Annotated in this window: 15 protein-coding genes; 10 read left to right on the top strand and 5 right to left on the bottom strand. The window is 73.8% G+C overall.

Annotated features, from left to right (window positions below; all coding sequences use genetic code 11):
• The 3 genes from ACPZVR_RS09905 to ACPZVR_RS09895 all read left to right on the top strand — a co-directional run bounded on the left by ACPZVR_RS09905 (position 1) and on the right by ACPZVR_RS09895 (position 10,715).
• Positions 1 to 2,565, top strand: coding sequence for a carboxypeptidase regulatory-like domain-containing protein (locus ACPZVR_RS09905; protein ID WP_436699411.1), 2,565 nt, complete (start codon positions 1 to 3; stop codon positions 2,563 to 2,565).
• Entirely contained in the window at positions 2,562 to 8,348 is a 5,787-nt protein-coding gene (locus ACPZVR_RS09900) for a carboxypeptidase regulatory-like domain-containing protein (RefSeq protein WP_436699410.1), read from the top strand. Before ACPZVR_RS09905 ends, ACPZVR_RS09900 begins: the two co-directional genes overlap by 4 nt.
• A gap of 261 nt (positions 8,349 to 8,609) precedes the next feature.
• On the top strand, positions 8,610 to 10,715 hold the full coding sequence (locus tag ACPZVR_RS09895) for an N-acetylmuramoyl-L-alanine amidase (RefSeq protein ID WP_436699409.1): 2,106 nt from the start codon (positions 8,610 to 8,612) through the stop codon (positions 10,713 to 10,715).
• Between the two features lie 28 nt (positions 10,716 to 10,743).
• Here ACPZVR_RS09895 and ACPZVR_RS09890 read toward each other — a convergent pair whose 3' ends face one another.
• Positions 10,744 to 11,472 carry a TIGR03089 family protein gene (locus tag ACPZVR_RS09890; RefSeq protein ID WP_436699408.1) on the bottom strand — a complete coding sequence of 243 codons (729 nt, stop codon included), beginning with the start codon at positions 11,470 to 11,472 and terminating at the stop codon, positions 10,744 to 10,746.
• Positions 11,473 to 11,522: 50 nt separating this feature from the next.
• On the opposite strand from ACPZVR_RS09890, the gene ACPZVR_RS09885 reads away from it, so the two are divergent.
• Positions 11,523 to 12,599, top strand: coding sequence for a mannose-1-phosphate guanylyltransferase (locus ACPZVR_RS09885; RefSeq protein ID WP_436699407.1), 1,077 nt, complete (start codon positions 11,523 to 11,525; stop codon positions 12,597 to 12,599).
• 421 nt (positions 12,600 to 13,020) lie between these two features.
• Here ACPZVR_RS09885 and ACPZVR_RS09880 read toward each other — a convergent pair whose 3' ends face one another.
• The 3 genes from ACPZVR_RS09880 to cofD all read right to left on the bottom strand — a co-directional run bounded on the left by ACPZVR_RS09880 (position 13,021) and on the right by cofD (position 15,787).
• The gene (locus ACPZVR_RS09880; RefSeq protein WP_436699406.1) at positions 13,021 to 13,782 is read right to left on the bottom strand and encodes a DUF3105 domain-containing protein; all 762 of its coding nucleotides are present in this window, start codon (positions 13,780 to 13,782) and stop codon (positions 13,021 to 13,023) included.
• Between the two features lie 68 nt (positions 13,783 to 13,850).
• Positions 13,851 to 14,807 (bottom strand): coenzyme F420-0:L-glutamate ligase, encoded by a 957-nt coding sequence (cofE, locus tag ACPZVR_RS09875; protein WP_436699405.1) that lies wholly within the window; start codon positions 14,805 to 14,807, stop codon positions 13,851 to 13,853.
• Positions 14,807 to 15,787 carry a 2-phospho-L-lactate transferase gene (gene cofD / locus ACPZVR_RS09870; RefSeq protein WP_436699404.1) on the bottom strand — a complete coding sequence of 327 codons (981 nt, stop codon included), beginning with the start codon at positions 15,785 to 15,787 and terminating at the stop codon, positions 14,807 to 14,809. The genes cofE and cofD overlap by 1 nt, the downstream gene beginning before the upstream one ends.
• A 222-nt stretch (positions 15,788 to 16,009) precedes the next feature.
• Here cofD and ACPZVR_RS09865 point away from each other — a divergent pair, with 222 nt between their 5' ends.
• The 3 genes from ACPZVR_RS09865 to ACPZVR_RS09855 all read left to right on the top strand — a co-directional run bounded on the left by ACPZVR_RS09865 (position 16,010) and on the right by ACPZVR_RS09855 (position 20,634).
• On the top strand, positions 16,010 to 16,264 hold the full coding sequence (locus tag ACPZVR_RS09865; protein ID WP_282403716.1) for a WhiB family transcriptional regulator: 255 nt from the start codon (positions 16,010 to 16,012) through the stop codon (positions 16,262 to 16,264).
• A gap of 109 nt (positions 16,265 to 16,373) precedes the next feature.
• Entirely contained in the window at positions 16,374 to 19,226 is a 2,853-nt protein-coding gene (locus ACPZVR_RS09860) for a glycosyltransferase family 2 protein (RefSeq protein WP_436699403.1), read from the top strand.
• On the top strand, positions 19,219 to 20,634 hold the full coding sequence (locus ACPZVR_RS09855; RefSeq protein WP_436699402.1) for a DUF5719 family protein: 1,416 nt from the start codon (positions 19,219 to 19,221) through the stop codon (positions 20,632 to 20,634). The genes ACPZVR_RS09860 and ACPZVR_RS09855 overlap by 8 nt, the downstream gene beginning before the upstream one ends.
• 27 nt (positions 20,635 to 20,661) lie before the next feature.
• Here ACPZVR_RS09855 and ACPZVR_RS09850 read toward each other — a convergent pair whose 3' ends face one another.
• Positions 20,662 to 21,111 carry a metallopeptidase family protein gene (locus ACPZVR_RS09850; protein WP_436699401.1) on the bottom strand — a complete coding sequence of 150 codons (450 nt, stop codon included), beginning with the start codon at positions 21,109 to 21,111 and terminating at the stop codon, positions 20,662 to 20,664.
• A gap of 57 nt (positions 21,112 to 21,168) precedes the next feature.
• Here ACPZVR_RS09850 and ACPZVR_RS09845 point away from each other — a divergent pair, with 57 nt between their 5' ends.
• From ACPZVR_RS09845 to ACPZVR_RS09835, 3 genes are read left to right on the top strand one after another with little or no spacing between them, the layout of a single operon-like run.
• Complete coding sequence (locus tag ACPZVR_RS09845) at positions 21,169 to 21,540, top strand: DUF3499 domain-containing protein (protein WP_436699544.1); 372 nt, start codon at positions 21,169 to 21,171, stop codon at positions 21,538 to 21,540.
• A 21-nt stretch (positions 21,541 to 21,561) separates the two neighbouring features.
• On the top strand, positions 21,562 to 22,950 hold the full coding sequence (locus ACPZVR_RS09840) for a phosphomannomutase/phosphoglucomutase (RefSeq protein ID WP_436699400.1): 1,389 nt from the start codon (positions 21,562 to 21,564) through the stop codon (positions 22,948 to 22,950).
• Positions 22,947 to 23,141: a Trm112 family protein gene (locus tag ACPZVR_RS09835; protein WP_436699399.1), complete on the top strand. Its 195-nt coding sequence runs from the start codon at positions 22,947 to 22,949 to the stop codon at positions 23,139 to 23,141. Before ACPZVR_RS09840 ends, ACPZVR_RS09835 begins: the two co-directional genes overlap by 4 nt.
• The last annotated feature ends 9 nt before the right edge of the window (positions 23,142 to 23,150 follow it).

The raw sequence follows: 23,150 nt of genomic DNA, 5'->3' as shown, positions 1-23,150 counted from the left end.
ATGCGGGTCTCCGTCAGCCCGGCCCGGGTCGAGGTCACCGCCGGCATCCCCCAGACGATCGCGATCACGATCACCAACCCGGGCACCGTGATCGGCGGCTACGCCCTCCGGCTGCTCGGGGCCGACCCGTCGTGGGTCGAGCTCGAGGAGGAGCGGATCTCGCTCTTCCCCGACGAGTCGCGGACCCTGGTCGCGACGGTGAACGTGCCGGCCGGCCTGGCCGCGGGGGAGCGCCGGATGGCGGTCCAGGTGCGGGAGCTGACGCCGCCCGAGCGCAGCGCCGTCGAGGAGTTCGTGCTGGTCGTGCCGGAGGCGCCGAGCACGCAGGTGCGCATCGACCCGGTCACCCTCACCGCCGGGCGTACCGGCCGCTTCAGCCTCCTGATCGACAACAACGGCAACACCCCGGCGCGGGGCTGGCTGGCCGGGCTCGACGCCGAGAGCGCCATGCGCTACCGGTTCGACCCGCCGACGATCGACCTCGCGCCCGGCGAGCATGCGGTCGTCGACCTCCGCGCGCGCGGGCGCCGCCCGCTGATCGGCCAGCCGGTGGTGCGGGTCCTCGACATCCACCTGGTCGAGGGCGGTCCGCCGCCGAGCCCCGACCGCCACCAGGACGCGCCCCGCCCGCCGGATCCCGAGCAGCGGCCCGCGACGACGGCGTCGCTCGTGCAGACCGCCGTGCTCTCCCGGGGCCCGATCGGCCTGTTCGGACTGCTCGCCGCGCTGACCGTGTTCGCCCTGGTGCTGACGATCGCCCTCTCCCGGCTGGTCGGCCAGTCGGCGGCCGACCGCAACCTCGCCCTCGAGATCGCCGCCGCCGACGGATCGGGTACGACGAGCGGCAACTCCGGCGTGGCCGGCACGGTCCGGCTGCTGACGACCGGGCTCCCCGTGTCCGGCGTCGCCGTCAACGTCTACAGCGCCGAGGACCTGGTGACGCCGCTGGCGTCCGACGCCACCGACGCGGAGGGCGGCTACCGGATCGACGGCCTGGCCGCCGGCGACTACAAGCTCGTCTTCCGGGGCGCCGGGTTCGAGCCGCTGTGGTACCCGCGGTCCCTGGGCGTCGAGAACGCCGAGACGATCACGGTCGAGGCCGACCACCGGGTCGCGGGCCTCGACGTGGCGCTCGGGGGCGCGCCGGCCACGATCAGCGGCACGGTGCTCGGCGAGGACATCGCGGACGCCACCGTCTCGCTGCGCACGCCGGAAACGGCGCCGGTCGCGGCCCCGGGTGCGCCCGTCGCGACGGGGACGGTGACCGGCACGGGCGGTGCGACCGTCGACACAGCACCGGTCGCGGCGGACGGCACCTTCTCGTTCGCGAACGTGCCGTCGCCGAGCGTCTACGACCTGGTGGTGACGAAGAAGGGCTATGCGACCTCGACCCAGCGCGTCGACGTCGCGGCCGGCGAGGAGCGGCAGGGCGTCGAGATCAACCTGGTCCGCGGCAACGGGATCATCAGCGGCAGCGTGACCTCGAACGGCAAGCGGATCGACGGAGTGACGATCACCGCCACCTCGGGGGAGTCGTCCTCCTCCACGGTCTCCCTGAGCAGCGGCGACGTCGGCAGCTTCACGCTGCGCCGACTCCCGACACCCGGGGTCTACACGGTTGTCGCCAGCAAGGAGGGCTACGCCTCGCAGACCCTGAGCCTCACCCTCGCCGACGGCCAGGAGCTGACGGGGGTGGCGCTCAGCCTCGGCGCCTCGTCCGGAAGCCTGAGCGGCCGTGCCCTGCTCAGCGGCGGCGGTCCCGCCGCGGGCGTCACGGTCACCGTCACCGACGGCGTGCGCAGCGTGGAGACCGCGACCCAGAGCTCGGGGAAGGTGGGCAACTGGAAGGTCTCCGGACTCGACCTGCCCGGCACCTACACCGTCACCTTCTCGCGCTCCGACCTGGCCGCGCAGACCGTGTCGGTCACCCTGGACCAGGTCGGCACCATCACGCCGTCCTCGATCGGCGCCACGGTCACCTCCCACGGCATCGAGACGGTGATGAAGTCGTCGACGACCGTCTTGGAGGGACGGGTCACCCAGCCGGCCATCGACAACGTGGTCCGGCCGGTCGGCGAGGTGACGGTCGAGCTCAGCTCGGGATCCTCGACCTATCGGGTCACCACCGCGTCGGTGCCCTCCGACCAGCGCGGTCGCTACCGCGTCGAGGGCCTGCCGCCGGGCACCTACACCGTCAGCGTGAGCCGTGCCGGGGTCCGCCCGACCTCGACGATCCTCCAGCTCGCGGCCGGCGACACCCGCGACTACAGCCCCGAGCTCGCGAAGGCCGCGTCGTTGAGCGGGACGGTCACCGTCGCCGACTCCGGTGCGCCCGTCGGCGGGGGCTACCTCGTCGAGCTGTACCGCGCCGCGAGCTATCCCGGCTCGGTCTACCGCACGACCCGCACCGACGCGGCGGGCAACTACCAGTTCGCCGACGTCGACGCCCCGGAGGTGTACGTCGTCCAGGTGCGTCGGACCCAGGGCGCCGCTCCGATCGGCTCGGGCAACGCGACCGTCGCAGCCAGCCAGCAGGCCACCAGGAACGTGAGTGTGACGCCATGAGCATGCCGCCGATCGAGCCTGCCCCGCCGCCGCGGATCGAGGTCCCCGAGCTGGTCCGGACCGCCGCCGGCGCGGCGGTCGCGCTCACCGCGGTCGTCACGAACACCTCCGCCGAGCCGCGCAGCTACACGCTGCTCACGGTGGGCGTCGATCCCGCCTGGCTGCCCGGTCCGATCCGCAGCGGCGTCGTGGCGCCGGGGGCGTCGGAGACCCTCGAGATCCGGCTCACCCCCACCGCCGGGACGCTGCCGGCCCGCTACCCGGTCGCCGTCACGGTCCAGGCACTGGTGCCGGGGACGAGTCGTCCCGCCCCGGAGCCGGCCGCGATCGGCGAGGCGACCCTGGTGGTCAACCCCCGCGCCCAGTTCCAGCTCGAGGTCACCCCCGAGCGGTCGACCCTGGTCCGCCGGCGCCGGCTGAGCGTCGTACTCCGCAACGGCGGGGCGACCGACACCACCACCGAGCTGCAGGGCAGCGCGACCCCCGGCCTGGAGGTCCGCCTCAAGCGGCGCACCGTGACGCTCGCCGCCGGGGAGGAGGTCCAGGTCCCGGCTCGGCTGGTGGTGACCCGGCCGCGACCCTTCGGCAGCACCAGCCAGCACTCGTGGACGGTCACCGCGACCACGGCGGAGGTGGTCCGCCGTGCCCGGGGGATCGCCCGGCAGCGCGCGGTCCTCGGCAGCGGCTGGTTGCGTGTTGGAGCCCTGCTGGCGGTCGTCGGCATCTGGATCACCGCGGCGGTGGTCTTCATCCCGCCGCTCGCCGACCGGTTCGGCGCCGAGCCCGAGGACGCGGTGGTCGCCGGTCCCGCGGGCGACGACGAGCAGGGCGGTGCCTCCGCGGAGGGCAGCGGCGCCGGCGGCTCGGGAGCGGACGGGAAGGGGCGGGTCACGGTGGTCCGGGCGGAGTCGCCCGCGACACCGAAGGGCCTGCAGCTCAACGGCACGGTCAGCGCCGAGGACCCGTCGGGAGTGACGGTCACCCTCGCCCCGACGTCGCTCGTCGACGAGGGGGCCACGGGTGCCTCCTCGGCAGCCGTCCGCCCGGTCGCGTACGGGAAGACGCCCCGGTCCGCCGTGCTGGTGCGGGTGCCGGGCGAGCTGCCTCGGACCCGGACCGCCACGACCACCGCGGACGGGACCTGGTCCTTCCCGGACGTCACCGCACCCGGCTACTACCTCGTGACCTTCACCAAGCCGGGTTACGACCCCCAGAGCTTCGTCGTGGACGCGGCCACCGCCGACCCGACCAAGCCGATGGAGGTCGAGCTCGAGCCCGGCGACGGCAGCCTGTCCGGCACGGTCCGCGGCCCGGACGGGCCGGTCGGCGCGGCGACGGTGACCATCAGCGACGGCACGAGCACCCTGACCACCAGCAGCGCGTCCCGCAAGAAGGTCGGCGGCTGGTCGGTCTCCGGGCTGCACACCCCGGGCAGCTATCTGGTCCAGGTCACCAGCTTCGGGCTGGGCACCGAGTCGCGCCTGGTGACGCTGGACGCGGGCGGCAACGCCACGGCCGACGTCCGCCTGGTCCCCGGGGTCGCCGCGCTGACGGGCACGGTCGAGGGTCTCGAGCCCGGCGGCGACTTCGGCGGGATCGGCGGCGTGACGGTGACCGCGACCGACGACAAGGGCGAGCAGCGCGTCGCCACGACGGTGACCACCAAGGAGCTGGCCGGTCGCTACCAGCTCCCCGACCTGCCCGCGCCGGGCTCCTACGTCGTCACCTTCTCCGCGGACGGCTACCAGGACCAGACCAGCCGGGTCGTGCTCAAGCGCGGCCAGTCCCGGGCCAAGCTCGACGCCGAGCTCGTCGCGAGCAGCGGCGTCGTCGCCGGTGTCGTCAGCGAGGTCCCCGGCGGCGACCGCGTGGTGGGCGCCGGCATGACGCTGAGCAACAGCGACAACACCTACAAGACCACCACCACGGCCGACAACGCGGCGCCCGGGCAGCAGGCCGGCGCCTTCCGCTTCAACGGCGTCGAGCCCGGCACCTACCAGCTCACCACGGAGTACTTCGAGTTCGAGACCGCCATCCTCACGGTGCAGGTGGGCGCCGGCCAGGCGGTGACGGTCAACCCCGAGATCGAGCGGCTCGGGGGCGGTGTCCTGCCGGCGACGTCGACGATCCGCGGCTCCGCCGTCGACCTCTACAGCGGCGACGCGATCGACTGCACGGCAGCGGACCCGTGCCACGCCACCACCACCGACCAGAACGGCGACGAGATCACGGTGCCGTTCGCGGGCGACGAGGAGTACATCCTCCCCGAGCCGGGCCGACCTGGCCTCGAGCCCGGTCTCTACTCGGTGCTCGTCTCCGCGCCCGGGTACGAGAGCGCGATCGTCCGGGTCCAGCTGCCCCTCGGCAGCACCGCGATCGCCCCGACGGCCGAGCTGACCAAGCTCCCCGTCATCTCGGGAACCCTGCGCGTGGCCAGCGGCGTGCCCGCGACCGACAACCGCACCTGCATCTGGGCGAGCCCGGACGGCGACCCCCAGCCGACCGCGAGCTGCGCGGCCGCGATCGCCGACGGCACCTGTCTCGCGCCCGGCGAGCCGCGCGGCATCCTCGACGAGGCCACGACGGTCTGCGAGTGGGTCGAGGACCTCGACCCCTACGAGCTCGAGGTGCCCCGTGCCGGTCCGTGGGTGATGACCGCGCGGATGACCGACGGGACCTACGCCCCGCTGACCGGCGTACGCGTGAACCTCGCGCCCGGCTCGACGACCATCCAGAACCTGGAGTTCATCCGCCTCGCCGAGATCCAGGTGATCCCGCAGGCGCTCGACGGCACCGGTGCGATCCAGCCCTTCGCCGGCGCCGACGTCACCATCGCGCCGATCCTGACCGGCGGCGGCACCGGCCCCGCCACCAGCGGCACGTACGGCGCCGACGGCCGGGTCCACTTCACCGCGCTGTCGCCCGGCGGCTACCGGCTCACCGCGTCCGCCGCGGGACGGCGGAGCGACACCGGCGACGTCTACGTCCTCGACAACCAGGTCGCGGTCGTCTACCTGACCCTGGGACGCAGTCCCGGGCTGTTCACCGCGCAGGTCGTCTCGGACGGCAACCAGCAGGTCGGCGGCGCCCTCGTCGAGGTGACCGCGCCCGGCAGCTACGACGGCAGCACCCCCGAGCAGATCACCGCCACCGCGACCAGTGACACCGCCGACGGCTGCGTCGCCTTCCGCGACGCCGCCAGCCCGATCGTCGCGCAGGGCGCCTGCGACGCGACCTACGGCGCGTCCGCGCAGACCGTCGTCGACTTCGCCTCGGACTACGCCCAGCGGATCCGGGTCACCAAGCCCGGCTACGACGAGCTGGTCCTCACCGACAAGAAGATGCAGTCGGTGATGACGCTGAACCTCGCGCCCTCCCCGGTCACGTTCAGCTCCCGCATCACGACCGAGGGCACGGCGCCGTCGTACCCGGACGTGACCTTCGCGGTCACCTCGACGACGACACCGGTCGGCACGGTGACGGTCACCGCCGACGCCGACGGCGACCTGCTGTGGCACGACTCCCGGTACGCCGCCGGCTCCATCCGGCCCGGCACCTACACCCTGACGGCGAGCAAGGGGGAGTACGTCAGCGACCCGGTCACCTTCACCTGCCAGGTCGCGACGCCGTGTGCCCCCGACGGTCCCGTGCTGCGCCAGCTCGGCAGCCTGCGGGTCGAGGCGCTCGGCCTCGACGGCACCGGGAACCCGGTCCCGGTCGACAACGTGATCGTCACCCTGCTGCGCGGAACCCAGCCGGTGAGCACCCAGGCCTCGCCGACCGACGGCAACACGGTGACCTTCACCGGGCTGCGGCCCGGCGCCGCCGACTACACCCTGCGGGTGCAGGCGGCGGGCTACGCCTTCGGCTCCGGCACCCTGAGCTGCACGGTCGGCGCGGAGCCCGCCTCCGCGCAGATCTCGATCGAGCCCGGGGCGCAGACCGCCTGCGACGCGACCCTGACCCGGATGGCGCGGATCGACGGCACCGTGCAGGGCGTCCTGGCGGCCGCGCCGGTGACCGATCCCGACGTCGGCGTACGCAACCTCGCGGGGGCGGCGGTGACGGCGACGCGGTGCACCGCGTGGCTGCCGGCCGGTCCGGCGGAGCAGGCGGACTACTGCACCGCGCTCGGGTCGGTCCGCTTCCCGGCGACGACCGGCCCCGACGGCCGGTTCACGCTGTCGGGCACCAACCAGGTCGAGGGCATCGCCGACGGCGTGTGGCTGCTGACCGCCCAACAGGCCGGCTGGCGGACCGTCAAGCCGAGTGGCGCCCCGTCCACGGCGCTGGCCGGCACGGTGGTGCGGGTCGCCGACGGCACCGACGCGACGGCGACCGTGCCGCTCCACGTCATCCCGGTCGACTTCACCGTCGACGTGAAGGACCAGAACCAGACGCCGCTGACCGGCGCCACCGTCCAGCTGCTGCGCGGGACGACCACCGTCGCGACCGCGGATGCGGTCGGCGGCACCGCCGGCCGCTACCTGTTCGCCGACGCGATCCCCGGCAACTACACCCTCCAGGTGTCCGGCAGCGGCGTCGTCGTGTCGACGGCCCAGGTCGAGATCAGGACCGGCCTGGCCGGCCAGAGCTTCTCGATGGCGGTCAGCCGGGCCGCCAACAGCCTGAGCGGCACGGTGACCTCGGTCGACGCGCAGAGCGGCCTGTCCGGCGTCACCGTGACCCTGCACGCCTGCACGGGCGGCACCTGCGCGTCCGGGGTCGCGAGCGGCACGGACGGCCAGCCGCTGCAGACGACGACCGCGGCCAACGGGACCTTCCTGCTGAGGACCGTGCCCAACGGCAGCTTCCAGGTGCGGTTCCAGAAGCGGAAGTACGAGGACTCGGTCGGTGGTCCCTACACGTTCGACCACACCGTGGGCGCGCTCCCGACGCTCCAGGTGACGATGGCCCGGATCCTGCGGGCGGCCCGGGTCGACCTGGTGACGTCGCCCGCGGGCACGGCGCTCACCGGAGCGTCGGTGCTGCTGCGGTCGACGGACACCGGTGTGGCGCCCCTGGGGCCCCAGACGGTCAGCGGGACCTCCGTCTCCTTCCCGCAGGTGCCGTACGGCTGCTGGAACATCGAGCTGACCCTGCCGAGCGGCCACTTCGGCCAGGTGGACCTGCCCAGCAAGGACTCCCTGGCGAACGAGTGCCAGGGCCATGTCGTCGTACGCACCAACGGCGCCGAGGTCGACACCTCGGTCACCGTGGTCGAGACGCCGGTGACGATCACCGTGGCCGGTACGCCGATCGCCGGCCACTCCGTGCCGAGCTCGGCGACCATCGCGGTCTCCGGCCTGACCCTGCCCGACGACGAGGTCGTGGTCGGCAGCAGTGGGGGACTGGTGCTCCATCTGCCCCCGGGCACCCACACGGTCACCGCCTCCACGCAGCCGTCGGCGTTCTGGCCGGCCGTCACGCAGAGCGTCACGGTCGCCGCCGGCGACGCCGCGAAGTCGGTCGCCCTGACCCTGGCCGAGGTCACGGGAGGGCTGACGGTCCGCACCCGGCTGGTCGGCACGACCACCGCCGTCGCGGGCACCGTCACGGTGGCGCCCGGCACGGGCCAGACGGCGGCCGTCCCGGCGGCCTACGCCACCGGCGTGGCCACGACCGGCTCGGTCGGCCTGGACCTGCCCGCGGGGAAGTGGCACGTCACCGCCACCACCAGCGACGGCCGCACGGTGACCGAGCAGGACGTGAATGTGGCGGCGGCGACCCAGAGCGTCACGCTCGAGCTCCCGGCCCCGACGCCGCCGCCCACCACCCCCTGACCCTGACCCGGCGCATCTGAACGCTCTGAACCCGCCGACCGGTCGCAGTTGAAGGCCGAGATCTCACCGACCCGTCGCGTTTGAACGCGACGGGTCGGCTATCGCGCTCCGGGGCCGATCGACAAATTTGCAGACCATCGGCGTGTCGAGTGGAAATTACACGATTGTAGTTACTCACGATCCCTTCCCAGGCGCGTGTGACGCGTGTGAAAGTTGCTACTCGTGTGATTCCTTCCCCGCACACACGTCTGGAGCAGAGCCATGTCGCCGTACCCCACGGAGATCCCTGACCGCACGCGCCGCAGCCGGTTCGTGACGGTGTGCCAGCAGGCGCTGGCACTGGCCGTCGTCGTCGCCGTCCTCACCCCAGCGGCCCGCACCGTCACGATGGAGGTCCGGCCCGCCGAGCCGGGCGCCGCCGACCCCGGCACCGTCGCCCTGCAGGCGGCGGCCACGCCGGTGACGGTGCCGACCGATGTCGTCGAGCCCACGGTGACGGAGTACCCGCTCACCGCGTCCCCGAAGGCCGTCAGCGGCCGGGTCGCCCTGCGCGGCAGCGTGAAGCCGCTCGCCGACGGAGGCGACGAGGTCGTCAGCGATGCGCTGCCGGTCGCGGGCTTCGGCACCGTCGGCGTCACCTGGGCGCACGGCACCGAGCTCGCCGAGGACGCGATCACCGTCAACGTGCGCACGCGCACCGGCGACACGTGGAGCGAGTGGACCGCGGCGGAGTACCACGACGAGCACGGCCCGGACCCGGCCAGCGACGAGGCGCAGCGCTCGCGGCCCGGCACGGAGGCCGTCCTGGTCGGCGACGTCGACGAGGTGCAGGTCCAGGTCGAGACGACCTCTGCCGCGCCGGAGGACCTCAAGGTCGCCGTCATCGACCCCGGTACGCCGGACTCGACCGCGCTCGAGGGCCCCGCGATCTCCGCGGCCCCGTCGGGCTCCTCGGCAGGGACGTCCTCCGACGGCGAGAGCGCGCCCGGAGCCGACGGCGCGATCGCGATGCGCGCCGCCACGACCGGCCCGCCGCAGCCGCCGATCTACTCCCGGGCCCAGTGGGCCGCCCCGGAGGACCCGAGCTACAAGCCGAAGTACGGCACGATCAGCGCCGGCTTCGTCCACCACACGGTCAACGCCAACGACTACCGGCCGGAGGACGTGCCGGCGATCCTCCGCGGCATCTGGAAGTACCACGTGAAGACCCGTGGCTGGAGCGACATCGGCTACAACTTCCTCGTCGACCGGTTCGGCCGGATCTGGGAGGGCCGCGCCGGTGGCGTCGACCGGCCGGTCGTCGGTGCGCACACCCTCGGCTACAACGACTACTCCTTCGCGATGTCGGCCATCGGCAACTTCGAGACCGCGCAGCCGACGCCGGAGCTGATCAACGCCTACGGCGCCCTCTTCGCCTGGAAGCTGTCGCTCAGCGGCGTGGACCCCGCGTCGATGAGCCAGAAGGTCGGGTCCAAGTACTTCGCCGCGATCAACGGCCACAAGGACGCCGGCAAGACCGCCTGCCCGGGCAAGTACCTGTACGCGCAGATCCCGGCGATCCGGGCGATCGCCAGCCAGGCGCAGCAGGGCGCGCTCCTCGGCCAGCTGAACGGCAGCTACATCGGCTCGCCGAACCCCGACATCGTCGTACGCAACGAGAAGTCCGGACGGCTGGTCCTGCACGACATCGACAAGGTCGACGGCACCTGGCGGATCGCGGCGACGGTCAAGACGAACATCGAGGCGCCCTGGGCCAAGCAGCTGCTCCGGGTCGGTGACTGGGACGGCGACGGACTCAACGACATCATGGCCATCCGCAAGAGCGACAAGGCTCCGGTGCTCTTCCGCGGGCTCGGCGGAGGCAGCTTCCAGCCCGCGCAGGTGCTGCCCGGCAGCTTCCGTGGCGTGAAGATGCTGGCGGCGGTCGGCGACGTGACCGGAGACGGTCTCCCGGACCTGGTGGGCCAGCCCAAGGGTGACGTGATGCGGGTGTACCCGGGCCAGCAGATGACCGGCTTCCAGGCCAGCGTGCCGGCGGCCGGACAGGTGCCCGGCAAGAAGCTGGTCCCGATCGGCCGGTGGAACAAGGACGGCGCGCCCGACGCCCTGGTGCGCAGCGGCTCGTCCCTGACCCTCTACAGCCGGATCCTCCCGGGGGCCTGGGCGCCGGGCAAGGCGATGAAGTCCAGCACCGCGGGCTACGACTGGGTGATCGGTCTGGGCCCCATGGTCTCGACCGGGACGAACGTGCTGGTGGTGCGCAACAAGGCGACGCGGGCGATGTACCTCGTGCCGAAGGCGAAGGCCAAGAAGCTCGGGACGCCGATCCTGCTGAAGAAGCGGAAGAAGTTCGACCTCGCGGGCTAGTCCCGCGTCACCGATCCGTCCTGGTCGCTCAGGCGGGGAAGCGGGCCGTGGCGTGCTCGGCGACGTACGTCGCCTCGAGCCGGTGCGGTTCGGCCCGGGCGACCAGGACGAGCGAGCCGCCCGACACGAGCGGCTCGCAGAGGATCGCCGGCTCCGTGACGGGGTCGGCGACCGCGAGCAGGCGGCCGCTGCCGACCAGACCGGCGGCGGCCGCCTCGCTCCACAGCCGGGCCTGGGTGAGGGACCGGCCGGCCGTCTCGATCGCGAGATCGTCGGGCTGCGGCGGGTCCCAGGCCTGGAAGGCGTCCGGCTGGGACCAGATGTCGACGCCGACGTCGGTGACGCCGGCCGGCACCGGCTCGGCGAAGCGGACCCCGAGTGGCAGCAGGGCGGACGCCAGCACCGCGAGGTCGGAGGCGCGCGCGGACCAGTCGACCAGGGTCTCGGGACCGCACACGACCGCCGCGAGGTCGGGGTCGCCCGGCTCCGCGACCGTGAGCCCGCAGTTCCACGCCGCACCGAGGAAGACCGTGCCCAGCCAGTGCGGTGGCAGGTCGACACAGATCCGGTCGCCTCGCTCGAGGCCGAGCTCGTCGACCAGCAGTGAGCTGGCCTTCGCCACCCAGTTGGCCCACGTCGTCACCGAGAGCTCGACCCGCTCGCCGGTCGCGTCGTCGTAGAAGGTCACCAGCGGCTGGCCGGGCTCCGCGCGCAGGCGGGCCGCCAGGACGGCGGGGAAGGTCGTCGGCGTCGTCACGCCCCGAGCCTAGGCCGGGGCGGCGAGGGAGAGGCCGTAGGGTGCGGCGCATGGTTGACGACATCCCCGGCTTCTGGGCCGTGGTCCCCGCCGGCGGTGCCGGGACCCGGCTGTGGCCGCTGTCCCGCTCCCGCTCGCCGAAGTTCCTGCACGACCTCACCGGCGCCGGCGAGTCCCTGCTCGAGCAGACGCGGACCCGGCTCGCCCCGTTGGTGGGCGACCGGCTGCTGGTCGTGACCGGCGAGGCACACCGTACGGCGGTCCGCGGCCAGCTGGCGACGCTTCCCGAGGATGCCGTCGTGGCCGAGCCCTCGGCCCGCGACTCGATGGCCGCGATCGGCCTCGCCGCGGCCCTGCTGGAGCGGCGCGGGGCCGAGGTGATGGGCTCCTTCGCCGCCGACCACGTCATCACCGACCCCGACGGGTTCGGGACCGCCGTCGCCGCCGCCGTGGCCGCCGCACGCGACGGCTGGCTGGTCACCATCGGCATCGAGCCGACCTTCGCCTCGTCGGCCTTCGGCTACATCCGGCAGGGCGAGCAGCTGCCCGGGCATCCCACGGCGCGCAAGGTCGCCGAGTTCGTGGAGAAGCCGTCGGTGTCGGTGGCCGAGGAGTACCTCGCCACCGGTCAGTACCGCTGGAACGCCGGCATGTTCGTCGTCCGACCGTCCGTCCTGCTCGACCTGCTCGCCGAGCAGGACCCCGACTTCGCCGCCACGCTGCGCGCCATCGCCGCCGAGCCGGACCGGCTCCCCGAGCTGTGGGAGCGACTGCCGCGGATCGCGATCGACCACGCGGTCGCCGAGCCCGCCGCCGCGGCCGGCCGGGTCGTCACGATCCCGGGTGGCTTCGGCTGGGACGACATCGGTGACTTCGACTCGCTCGCCACGCTGCTCGGCGACGACGACGCCTGCAGTGTCCTCGGCGACGCCGAGCTGACCCAGCTCATCGGTGCCAGCGGCATCGTCGTCCCCGGCTCCGGCCGGACGGTCGCCGTGATCGGACTCGACGACGTCGTCGTCGTCGACACCCCCGATGCCCTCCTCGTGACCACCCGCGCCCGGGCGCAGGACGTCAAGAAGGTCGTCGCCGCCCTCAAGGACCAGGGTCGCATCGACCTTGTCTGATGGGCCGAGCGTGTGCGTTTGATGGCGCGAGCGCGTCGTCGCTTCGCTCCGCCGCGCTGCCGCGCACGCGGTCGGGCTGCGTAGGTCCGGCCTTCGCCTGGCGGCCAGCCTCCGGCACGGCGGAAAGCGCCGGTCTCGTCGGCTCCGGTCGCTCGTCCCTCGCTCCCTACGCCTCCTCGCCGGCGTTTCGCGCCGTAGCCTCGCGGCGTTCGACGCGCGCGCCCCCGTGCCATGGGGCCCGGTCGTCGCGGGAAGCGAGGGCGACGCAGCGCAGGGAGCGACGAAGGAGCGACCGGAGCGGAGGAGCCGAGCTTTCCGCGAGCCGGCGGGTGGCCGCCACGCGAACGTCACCATCTACCCAAGCCAACTGCGCGCGCGGCAGCGCGGCGCGAGGAACGAGCGACGGGCTCGCGCCATCAACTCAGTACGCGTAGGGCTCCGGGGCGTCGGTGAAGGGGTACTTGTCCATGAAGGAGGAGAGTGCCGCGCCGCTGACCTCGGAGCAGTACTGCCAGGCGCCGTACTGCTTCTCGGTGTCGCGGTCGACGCGCCAGTGCGTGAAGGCGATCGGCTGACCCTTGGGGAAGGCCTTGCCGGTCTCCTTGACGTCGGCCTTGGTCCACGGCGCGACCTTGAACTTCAGCCGCTGGTTGGTGTCGTTGGCGTCCATGATCTTGGCGATGGCGCGCATGGCCGAGACCTGCTCGGAGTCGTCGGCGACCGTGGTGTCGTACCACAGGATCGTGTAGCCGTGCTCGAGGTTGTGCACCAGCTGCTCGAGCTCGGGGCGCGAGCCCTCGGTGTAGAAGCGGTCGCCGATCGGGGCCGGTGCGATGCCGGCGACGTTCCAGTGCGCGCCGAACGCGACGGGGCCGTCGGTGTAGTCGACCTGCTGTCCCTCGGGGACGTGCTCGCCGCTGCCGGTCGCCTCCTTCTCGGTGATCTCGCCGCAGACGCTGGCCGCGGCGCCGATCTCGTCGACGCTCTTGCCCTTCCACTTCTGGTCGTTGACCATGTCGCGGACCTTCGGGTAGAGCGCGGCCCCGACGATCACCAGGGCGACCACGATGCACACGCCCACGATGGCCATGCCCTGGCGCTTGTCGGCGCGCTTCTGCTTCCGCCTGATGTCATCGATGACTTGGCGGCGCTCCGACTTCTCGGACTTGCTGGACTTGGCCACTGCGGGTACCTCGTCTTGGTCGTGAGGGGGCAGGCGTGAGCGCGCCCCGTGCGGCGAACGCGGGAAGTCTACGGAGTAACCGGTCGAAACCGCAGGTGGGTGTCGAGATCGCTCGCGCCCGCGCTCTCCCAGCCGTGGGCGAAGGCGACGATGTCGGCGGCCGCGCGCCGCTCCCTCGGAGTGCGTACGTCGACCGGCGTGGCGGCGTGTGCCGCGATGCCGGCGCGGCCCAGGGCGGCGACGAACTCCTCGGCGTCGACGGTGCTGCCGAACGGCGCGCGTGCGGCCGGGCGGGCGGCGACGGCCTGGATGACCGCCTCGCGCGCGCCGTACCCGAAGAGGTCGGCGCCGTCGGCCCGGATCAGGGCCGACGCTCCGGGGCCGGCGTCCCCGGGGGCGAGGACGAGGTCGGCGCGCCCGCGCAGGACGGCGCAGGGGCGGGCGCCGAGCTTGCCCTGGGCGAGCTCGACGGCCGAGGCGATCTCGTCGGCGACGGCGGGCGCGGTGACGGCGAGCTCGTTGCCGTGGGCGTCGAGCCGGCCCGCGAACGACTCGAGCACGGCGATGCCCGCGGCGCCGATGGCGATGTCGGTCTGTCCTTCGCGCCAGGCCCGGCCGGCGGTGTCGGTGACGACGACTCCGACGTTGACGCCGCGGCGCTCGGCGACCGCTGAGCGCAGCCGGCGTGCGGATGCGTCGGGGTCGAGCGGCAGCAGCACGACGAGACCCTGCTCGACGTTGGAGGCGTCGACCCCGGCCGCGGCCATGGTCAGGCCGAGCCGGTTGCGCACGATCCGCGTGGGGCCGCGTCGGGCGACGAGCCGGTCGGTCTCCGCGTCGATCCAGGACTCGCGGTCGCCGCTCTCGACCCGTCCCTCGGCCTTGCTGACGACCTTGCTGGTGACGACGAGGATGTCACCGTCGACGAGGTCGTCGGGGCCGAGCGCACCCAGCAGCGCGTCGGCGAGGTCGTCTCCGGGCCGGATCTCGGGGACGCCGTCGGGGGCGCTGACCGTCAACGACATCAGCGCACCAGCTCCATCGCGGCGGCGGCCATCGCGGCCGTGGCGTCGGGGTCGGTCATCATCAGCGGGACGGCGGCCGCGGCGATGCCGGCGGCCTCGAGCCGCGCCACCTGGGCGGCGTCGCGCTCGTCGATGAGCCAGCCGTCGAGGACGCCGCCCGCGGACCGCGCTCCGTAGTTGAGGCCGACCCCGGCGGCACTGACCTCGACCCCGATCGAGGTCAGCATCTGCTCGGCCATGCCGCGCACGTGGGTGTCGCCGACGATGGGGGAGAGCCCGACGACCCTCGCCTCGGTGGAGCGCACGGCGTCGCGGATGCCGGGCACGCCGAGGATGGTGCCGACGGAGACGACCGGGTTGGACGGCGGCAGCACGACGAGGTCGGCGCCGGTGATCGCGTCCACGACGCCCGGGGCGGGGGTGGACTCCTCCAGCCCGACGAAGACGACCTTCTCGGCGGGCACCTCGGCGCGCAGCCGCACCCAGTACTCCTGGAAGTGCACGACGCGACGCCCGCTGGGGGAGTCGGGGTCCGCGACGGCGACGTGGGTCTCCACGCGGTCGTCGGACATCGGCAGCAGGGTCAGGCCGTCGCCGTACGTCGGCCGGAGCCAGCGCGCGCACAGCGCCTCGGTGACCTGCGAGAGCGGATAGCCGGCGTCGAGCATCTGGGTCCGCACCAGATGCGTGGCGATGTCGCGGTCGCCGAGACCGAACCAGGTGGGCTCGACGCCGTACGCCGCGAGCTCCTCCTTGGCGCTCCACGTCTCCGCGCGTCGTCCCCAGCCCCGGTCGGGGTCGATCCCGTCGCCGAGGGTGTACATCACGGTGTCCAGGTCCGGGCACACCTTGAGCCCGTGGACCCACCAGTCGTCGGCGTTGTTCGCGACGACCGTCACGTGGGCGTCCGCGGCGACACCGGGTAGGGTTCCGGAGGCGATGCCGTGGAGCAGGCCTTGCAGGAACCGGGCTCCGCCCATACCGCCCGAGAGGACGGTCAGCTTCCGAGCAGGTCGACCGATGGGTCCAGCGGCTGTCGCGTCAGGTGTCGATTCCACGGGGGTCTACTGTGCCGTGCCCGGAAAGGGCAGCGTGCACGGGGCTGCCTATAGCAGATTCGACCTTGACTGTTTGGGTATGACACGTATGTAATTCCAGAGGTGTCGTTCGGGGCACCGGGTCGAGTCGTAAGGGGCGAAATCGTGAGGGAACTGTTCCTGGTCGAGGCAGATTCCGACGAGCTGGGGTGGCAGGAGCGTGCGCTGTGCGCGCAGACCGACCCCGAGGCGTTCTTCCCGGAGAAGGGAGGATCGACGCGTGAGGCCAAGAAGGTCTGCCAGACGTGCGAGGTGCGTCAGGAGTGCCTCGAGGCCGCGCTGGGCAACGACGAGCGCTTCGGGATCTGGGGCGGCATGTCGGAGCGCGAGCGTCGCAAGCTGAAGAAGAAGGCCGTTTGAGCGCAGCCGCACCGAGCTGACCGCGTCGCGCGTCCCCCGCCGGCACTGACGGTTCGCCCCCTTCGGGCCGTCGGTCGTAGGGTCTGACCTCGTGTCGCAACAACCCGAGGTGGCTGTCCTCCTGGTCAGCCACGACGGCAGCTCCTGGCTGCCGGCGGTCCTCGACGGCCTGCTCGCGCAGACCGCGCCCCCCACGCGTGTGGTGGCCGTCGACACCGGCAGCTCGGACGGCAGCGCCGACCTGATCCGCACCGCCCTCGACGGGCGGCTGCCCCTCGAGCAGCGCACACTGCCCCGCGACGCCGGGTTCCCCGACGCCGTCGCCGAGGGGCTGCGCCCGCTGGCCGCGACCGGCACGGAGTGGGTGTGGATCCTCCACGACGACGCGAACCCCGCCCCCGACGCGCTGGCCGCGCTGCTCACCGCCGCGGCGCAGCGGCCCGAGGCCGACATCCTCGGTCCCAAGCTGCGCGAGTGGCCCTCGCTGCGGCGGCTGCTGGAGCTGGGCGTGACCATCAGTGGCACGGGTCGGCGGGAGACCGGTCTCGAGCGCGGCGAGTACGACCAGGGCCAGCACGACGAGGTCCGCGAGGTGCTGGCGGTCAACTCGGCCGGCATGCTGGTGCGCCGCGCGGTGCTCGAGGAGCTCGGCGGCTTCGACCCGGCCCTGCCGATCTTCGGTAACGACATCGACCTCGGCTGGCGGGCCGCGGCCGCGGGACGCACCACTCTCGTGGTGCCGTCGGCGGTGGTCTTCCACGCCGAGGCGGCCCACCGCGGCGTCCGTCGTACGCCGCTGACGGGTCGGCACACGCACTTCCAGGAGCGTCGCGCCGCGCTCTTCACGCTGCTCGCCAACGCGCGCAGTGCCACGCTTCCGCTGCAGGTGCTGCGGCTCACCCTCGGCTCGGTGCTGCGGGCGCTGGGGCTGCTCTGCGCGCGGGCGGTCGGTGAGGCCCTCGACGAGCTGGCCGCGCTGATCTCGGTCCTGCGGCATCCCGGTGCGATCCGCTCCGCTCGTCGGGTACGCCGCGCGGCCGCGTCCGGCGGCGCCGACCGGGCCCGGGTCCGCCGACTCCTGGCGCCCTGGTGGCTGCCCTATCGCCACGGGCTCGACTTCATCGGCGACCTCGCCGCCGCGGCGACCAACCAGGCGGCCGACGTCGCCGAGCGGCGCCGGGTCGCCGCGGCCGAGCGCGACGCGGCCGCGGGGCCTCCGCCCGCGCGCCATCGCGACGAGGAGGAGGAGTTCGCGGACACGGGCATCGTCGTCCGGTTCCTGACGAACCCGGTCGCCGTGGCGACCGCGATCACCGTCCTCGCACTGCTGGTCGGCGTTCGCGACGTGGTCGGCGGCGTCGCGGGTGGCGCACTGTCGCCGGCGCCCGGCAGCGTCGGCGACTGGTGGGGACTGCACCTCGAGGGCCGCCACGCGATCGGCTTCGGCAGCGACATCCCGGCGCCGCCGTACGTCCTGCCGCTCGCGGTGCTCGGTCTCCCGTTCGGTCCGGAGCTGGTCATGTCGCTCCTCATGGCACTCGCCGCTCCGCTCGGCCTGTGGGGCGCGTGGCGGTTCCTGCGCGTCGTCGCCCGCCTCGTCGCGCCGTACGGCGCCCCGCGCTGGCTGCTCCTGTGGGGCTCGGTGACCTGGGCGCTGGTCCCTCTCGTCTCCGGCGCGTGGGGCGGCGGGCGCTGGGGCGTGGTCGTCGCCGCGGCGGTGCTGCCGTGGATGGCCCACGCCGCCCTCGGCTTCGCCGACCCCGACGCCGCCCACCGCTGGCGCGCCGCCTGGCGCACCGGCCTGGCGCTGGCCCTGGTCACCGCCGTCGCGCCGTCGACGTGGCTGCTGGTGGCCGTGCTGGTCGGCGTCCTGCTCGGCTGCGCGGTCCGCCTGGTCCCGGGCGAGGTCCGGGACCGGTCGGTGTGGGGGCCGCCCGTCGCGGCCCTGGCCGTGCCGCTGCTGGTCCTCCTGCCCTGGTGGCTGCCGCTCCTGCTGGAGGGCGGCGTCGCGGGCACGGTCCTGGAGATCGGCCGGTGGCCGACCGCCGCGACGTCCGGCTGGGAGCTGCTCGCGGGGCGCCTGGGCGGCCTGGGCGCGCCGGCCGCCGTCGGCCTGGTGCTGCCGGTCCTCGCCCTGCTGTCCCTGGTGCCGCGCGCGACCCGGATCCCGGTCGTCGTGTGCTGGCTGGTCGCCGCGGTCGCGGCCGTGGTGGCTGTCCCGCTGGCGGTCGCGACGGTCGACATCACCGGACCGGTCGGGCAGCAGCCCGGCCTGGGCGGCGTGCTGCTGATGCTGCAGGGCGCCTGGATCACCGCGATCGTGCTCGGGGCACTCGCCCTGCACCACCTCGGCGACCAGCCGAAGCCCGCGCAGGCCGGTCTGGCCGTCGCGGGCGTGGCCGGACTGGTCGCTCCGCTCGTCGGGCTCGTGTGGTTCGCGGGCTGGGGTCCTGCGGAGCTTCGCGACCCGCCGGAGTCCGACGTCCCCGTCTACATGGCCCAGCGCGCCGAGCAGGCCGAGGAGAACGGCGTGCTCGTCCTGCGCGGCGGGATGGACACGGGTCTGCGCTACGAGGTCCACCGCGGCGACGGCCCGACGGTCGGGGAGGACGAGATCGCCGCGCTGACCCCGGAGGACCGCGGCGTCACCGCGACCATCCGCTCGCTCGTGACCGCGCCCGACCCGGACGCCGTGGAGCGGCTCTCCGAGCTGGGCATCCGCTACGTCGTCCAGGCGGCCCCGGCCGACGGCGTGATCGCCGCCAGCCTGGACGCGACGTCCGGCCTGGTCCAGGCGAGCTCCGAGCGTGGCACCCGCGCCTGGCAGGTCAGCCCCGAGCCGGGGCCCCTTCCCGGACACCGGGCCTGGCTGCGCTGGATCCTGCTGGTGGTCCAGGCCGGTTCGATCCCGGTCCTGATCGTGCTCGCCCTGCCGCCCCTGCGAAGGAACCGCGATGAGTGACCCGAAGCCCGCAGGCCGTCGCGCGTCCGTCGCGCGACGCAGGAGAGTCGACGTCCTGGTCGCCCTGGCGCTGGCCCTGCCCGCCGTCGTCGGCGTCGCGATCGGCGTGATCGGCGACGAGCAGACACCACGCGCGGGCACGCGTCCCCCGACCACGGCGGAGCTCGCCTCCTCGACCGTGGTGTGCCCGGGCGGGACCGGTCCCGCGAGCACCGCGCGCGCGGGCCGGACCCCCGACGTCGCCGGCGGACCGGTCACCGTCCTCGCCGCGCCGCAGGACGGCTCCGCGGCCGTGCCCGCGACGTCGGTGACGGTCGCCGCCGGCGCCACGGCGGTCGTCCCCGACAGCGCGGGCCCGATCGTGCTCGGTGGCGAGGGCGCCGCCGCGCCGGGTATCGCCGCCGGTCGCGACGACGCACTGGCCGTGCCGGAGTGCCGTCCGCCGGCGTACGACGAGTGGCTGGTCGGGCTCGGCGCGACGGCGCGGTACGCCACGACGCTGGAGCTGGTGAACCCCGACGACGGCGAGGCCGTGGTGGACCTCGCGCTGGTCGACGAGGACGGCCCGGCCGAGGAGCCCGCGCTGCGCGGGATCCAGGTGCCGGCGCGGGGTGTGCAGCGCATCGACCTCGCCACGGCCGCGCCCCGGCGCGGGATCACGGCCGCCCACGTCACCGTCACCCGAGGCCGGGTGACGGTGACCGCCCGCAACACCCGCGACCAGCTCGGCCGCGGTCGTGCCGCCACCGACTTCCTGCCGACGCAGGCCGCGCCGGCCACCGACAACCTCATCCTGGGTCTCGCGGGGATCCGCAACGCCACCCTCGTCGTCGCGAACCCCGGTGACGACGAGGTCCGGGCGCGGCTGCGCCTGGTCACGGCCGACGCGACGTTCACCCCGACCGGTGCCGCGGACGTGTCCGTGCCGCCGCGCGCCGTGCGCGAGGTGGACCTCCGCCCGCTCCTCACCGGCGAGAACGCCGCCGGTGTGCTCGGCGTGCTGGTCGAGTCCGCCGACCCGCTGGTCGCCTCGGCCCGCCTGGTGCACCGCGGGGACCTGGCGCTCCTCGCGCCGGTGACGACCGTCGAGGAGCCGACCGCGGCCGTGCTGCCGGTCGGGGAGAAGACCCTCCTGCTCGGGCAGGCCGACCGCAGCGGCGTGGTCCAGGTGACGTCGTACGCCGCCGACGGAGCGATGCTCCGCGAGGACCAGGTCGAGGTCGCCCCCGACCGGGCCGCGCCCCTCGACCTGCCGCCCGAGGCGGTCCTGGTCGCCGTCGAGCCGCGCGGGACCGCGATCGCCGGTGTCGTGATGCTCCCCGCGGCGGGCGGCCAGCCGGGACTGGCGACACTGCGGCTGCGGCCGGCCGAGACGCACGCCCGGATCCCGGCGGTCACGCCGGAGTAGCTCCCGGAGGAGCGGCGAGGTGGTGGATCAGTCGTCGTCCGCCAGGTAGCGCGGGTCGACCTGGGCCGGCTCGATGCCCAGCAGCTCGGCGACCTGCTCCACCACGATCGTCAGCACGATGGCCTCCAGGTCGGTACGGTCCGCCGCGCGGTGCTCGAGCGGGCGGCGGAAGACGACGAGCCGGGTCGGCGTCGTCCCCGAGCCGCGGACGAGCGAGGACAGGGGCACCCGCCCCGAGTCCCAGTCGTCGGGGAGCTGCGGAGCGTCCTCGACGGCGTACTCGACCAGGCCGAGGTGGTCGGACCAGCGTGCGTCGATGGCGGTCACGACGTCGAGCATGATCCGGTCGAAGGTCTCGCGGCGACTGCGGGGGCGGGGCGGCCGGTGCCCGGCGGACCCCAGCGGCAGCACCGCGGGCCCGCGCATCCCGCGCCCGCGCCGGTCGCGGCGCCGCCCGGGGGAGAAGGAGGGCTCCATGACCAGCGAGCCTATCCACCGAACATCCGCCTGGGCGGTAGCGTCTGCGCCGTGAGTGTGAGCCCGGCCCCGCAGAGCCTGCGGACCTGTTCGCGCACGGCCTGTGCCCGCCGCGCCGTCGCCACGCTGACCTATGTGTATGCCGACTCGACCGCGGTGCTCGGCCCGCTGGCGACGTACGCCGAGCCGCACGCCTACGACCTGTGCGACGTGCACAGCGAGCGGCTCTCCGCCCCCCGCGGCTGGGAGGTCGTCCGCCTGGCGCTCGGCACTCAGCAGCCGGGACCCAGCAACGACGACCTGCTGGCGCTCGCCGACGCCGTCCGCGAGGCCGCCCGGCCGGTCCGCCGCGAGCCGGTCGAGCAGCCCCCGGAGCCCGGGCGGGAGGTGGCCCGCAAGGGGCACCTCCGCATGATCACGACCGACTGACTCTCCGCTAGTGTCGCGGTCATGGCGAGCGGCACGACGTCCTCTGACAACCTGAGCAAGGTCTTCAAGGCCTACGACGTGCGCGGCATCGTCGGCGAGCAGCTCGACGAGGAGCTGGCGCGCGCGACCGGGGCGGCGTACGTCGAGGTGCTGGGTGTCGAGGCGATGGTGATCGGCTACGACATGCGCCCGAGCTCGCCGGCCCTCGCGGGAGCCTTCGCCGACGGTGCGACGTCGGCCGGAGCCGACGTGACGATGATCGGCCTGGCCTCGACCGACCAGCTCTACTTCGCCTCCGGCCACCTCGACCTGCCGGGTGCCATGTTCACCGCGAGCCACAACCCGGCGCAGTACAACGGCATCAAGATGTGCCGGGCGCTGGCACAGCCGGTCGGCATGGAGAGCGGCCTCGCGGAGATCCGCGACCGGGTCGCCGCCGGCACGACGGCCGGGGCCACCGGCCGATCGGGCCGCACGGGCTCGATCGACTCCCACGACGTGCTGCAGGCGTACGCCGCGCACCTCCTCGCGCTGGCCCCGGTCGCGGGCCGGAGGCTGAAGGTCGTCGTGGACGCGGGCAACGGCATGGCCGGTCACACCGCACCGGCCGTCTTCGGTCGCCTCGCCGACCAGGTCGAGATGGTGCCGATGTACTTCGAGCTCGACGGCACCTTCCCCCACCACGAGGCGAACCCGATCGAGCCCGCGAACCTGGTCGACCTGCAGAAGGCGGTCATCGCGGAGCGGGCCGACGTCGGCCTGGCGTTCGACGGCGACGCCGACCGCTGCTTCCTCGTGGACGAGCGCGGCGAGCTGGTCTCGCCGTCCACGCTGACCGCGCTGATCGCCGCGCGCGAGCTCGCGAAGGAGCCGGGCTCGACGGTGATCCACAACCTGATCACCTCCCGGGCGGTGCCCGAGATCGTGACCGAGCTGGGCGGCACGCCGGTCCGCACCCGGGTCGGACACTCCTTCATCAAGGCCACGATGGCCGAGACCGGGGCGATCTTCGGCGGCGAGCACAGCGGCCACTTCTACTTCCGCGACTTCTGGCGCGCCGACTCCGGCATGCTCGCCGCCCTGCACGCGCTGGCCGCGCTCGCCGAGTCCGACCGGCCGCTGTCCGAGCTGCTCGCGAGCTACGCCCGCTACCCGCTCAGCGGCGAGATCAACAGCACCGTCGCGGACCAGGACGCCGTCCTCGCGGAGCTGGAGGCCACGTACGGCGGTCAGGACGGCGTGACCATCGACAGGCTCGACGGGCTCAGCGTCGGCCACCCCGACTGGGCGTTCAACGTGCGCGCCTCCAACACCGAGCCGCTGCTGCGGCTCAACGCCGAAGGGAAGGACGAGTCCACCATGACCCGAGTCCGTGACGAGGTCCTCGCGATCATCCGGAGCAGCAAGTGAGCGCGGCGGACCGGGGCGACATCTCGCCCGAGCTGCTGGCGATCATCGTGTGCCCCTCCTGCAAGGGCGAGCTCGCGGTGACGCCGGCGGACGGCGCCGTGGAGCTGGTGTGCCAGGGCTGCGGTCTGGCCTACCCGGTCCGCGACGGGATCCCGGTCCTGCTGGTCGACGAGGCCCGCACGCCCGCCTGAGGGCGCGAG

Source organism: Nocardioides segetis (assembly GCF_051390595.1).
Lineage (GTDB): Bacteria > Actinomycetota > Actinomycetes > Propionibacteriales > Nocardioidaceae > Nocardioides.
Note: the sequence above shows the minus strand (reverse complement) of the source record. Positions and strands in the feature narration are given on the sequence as shown.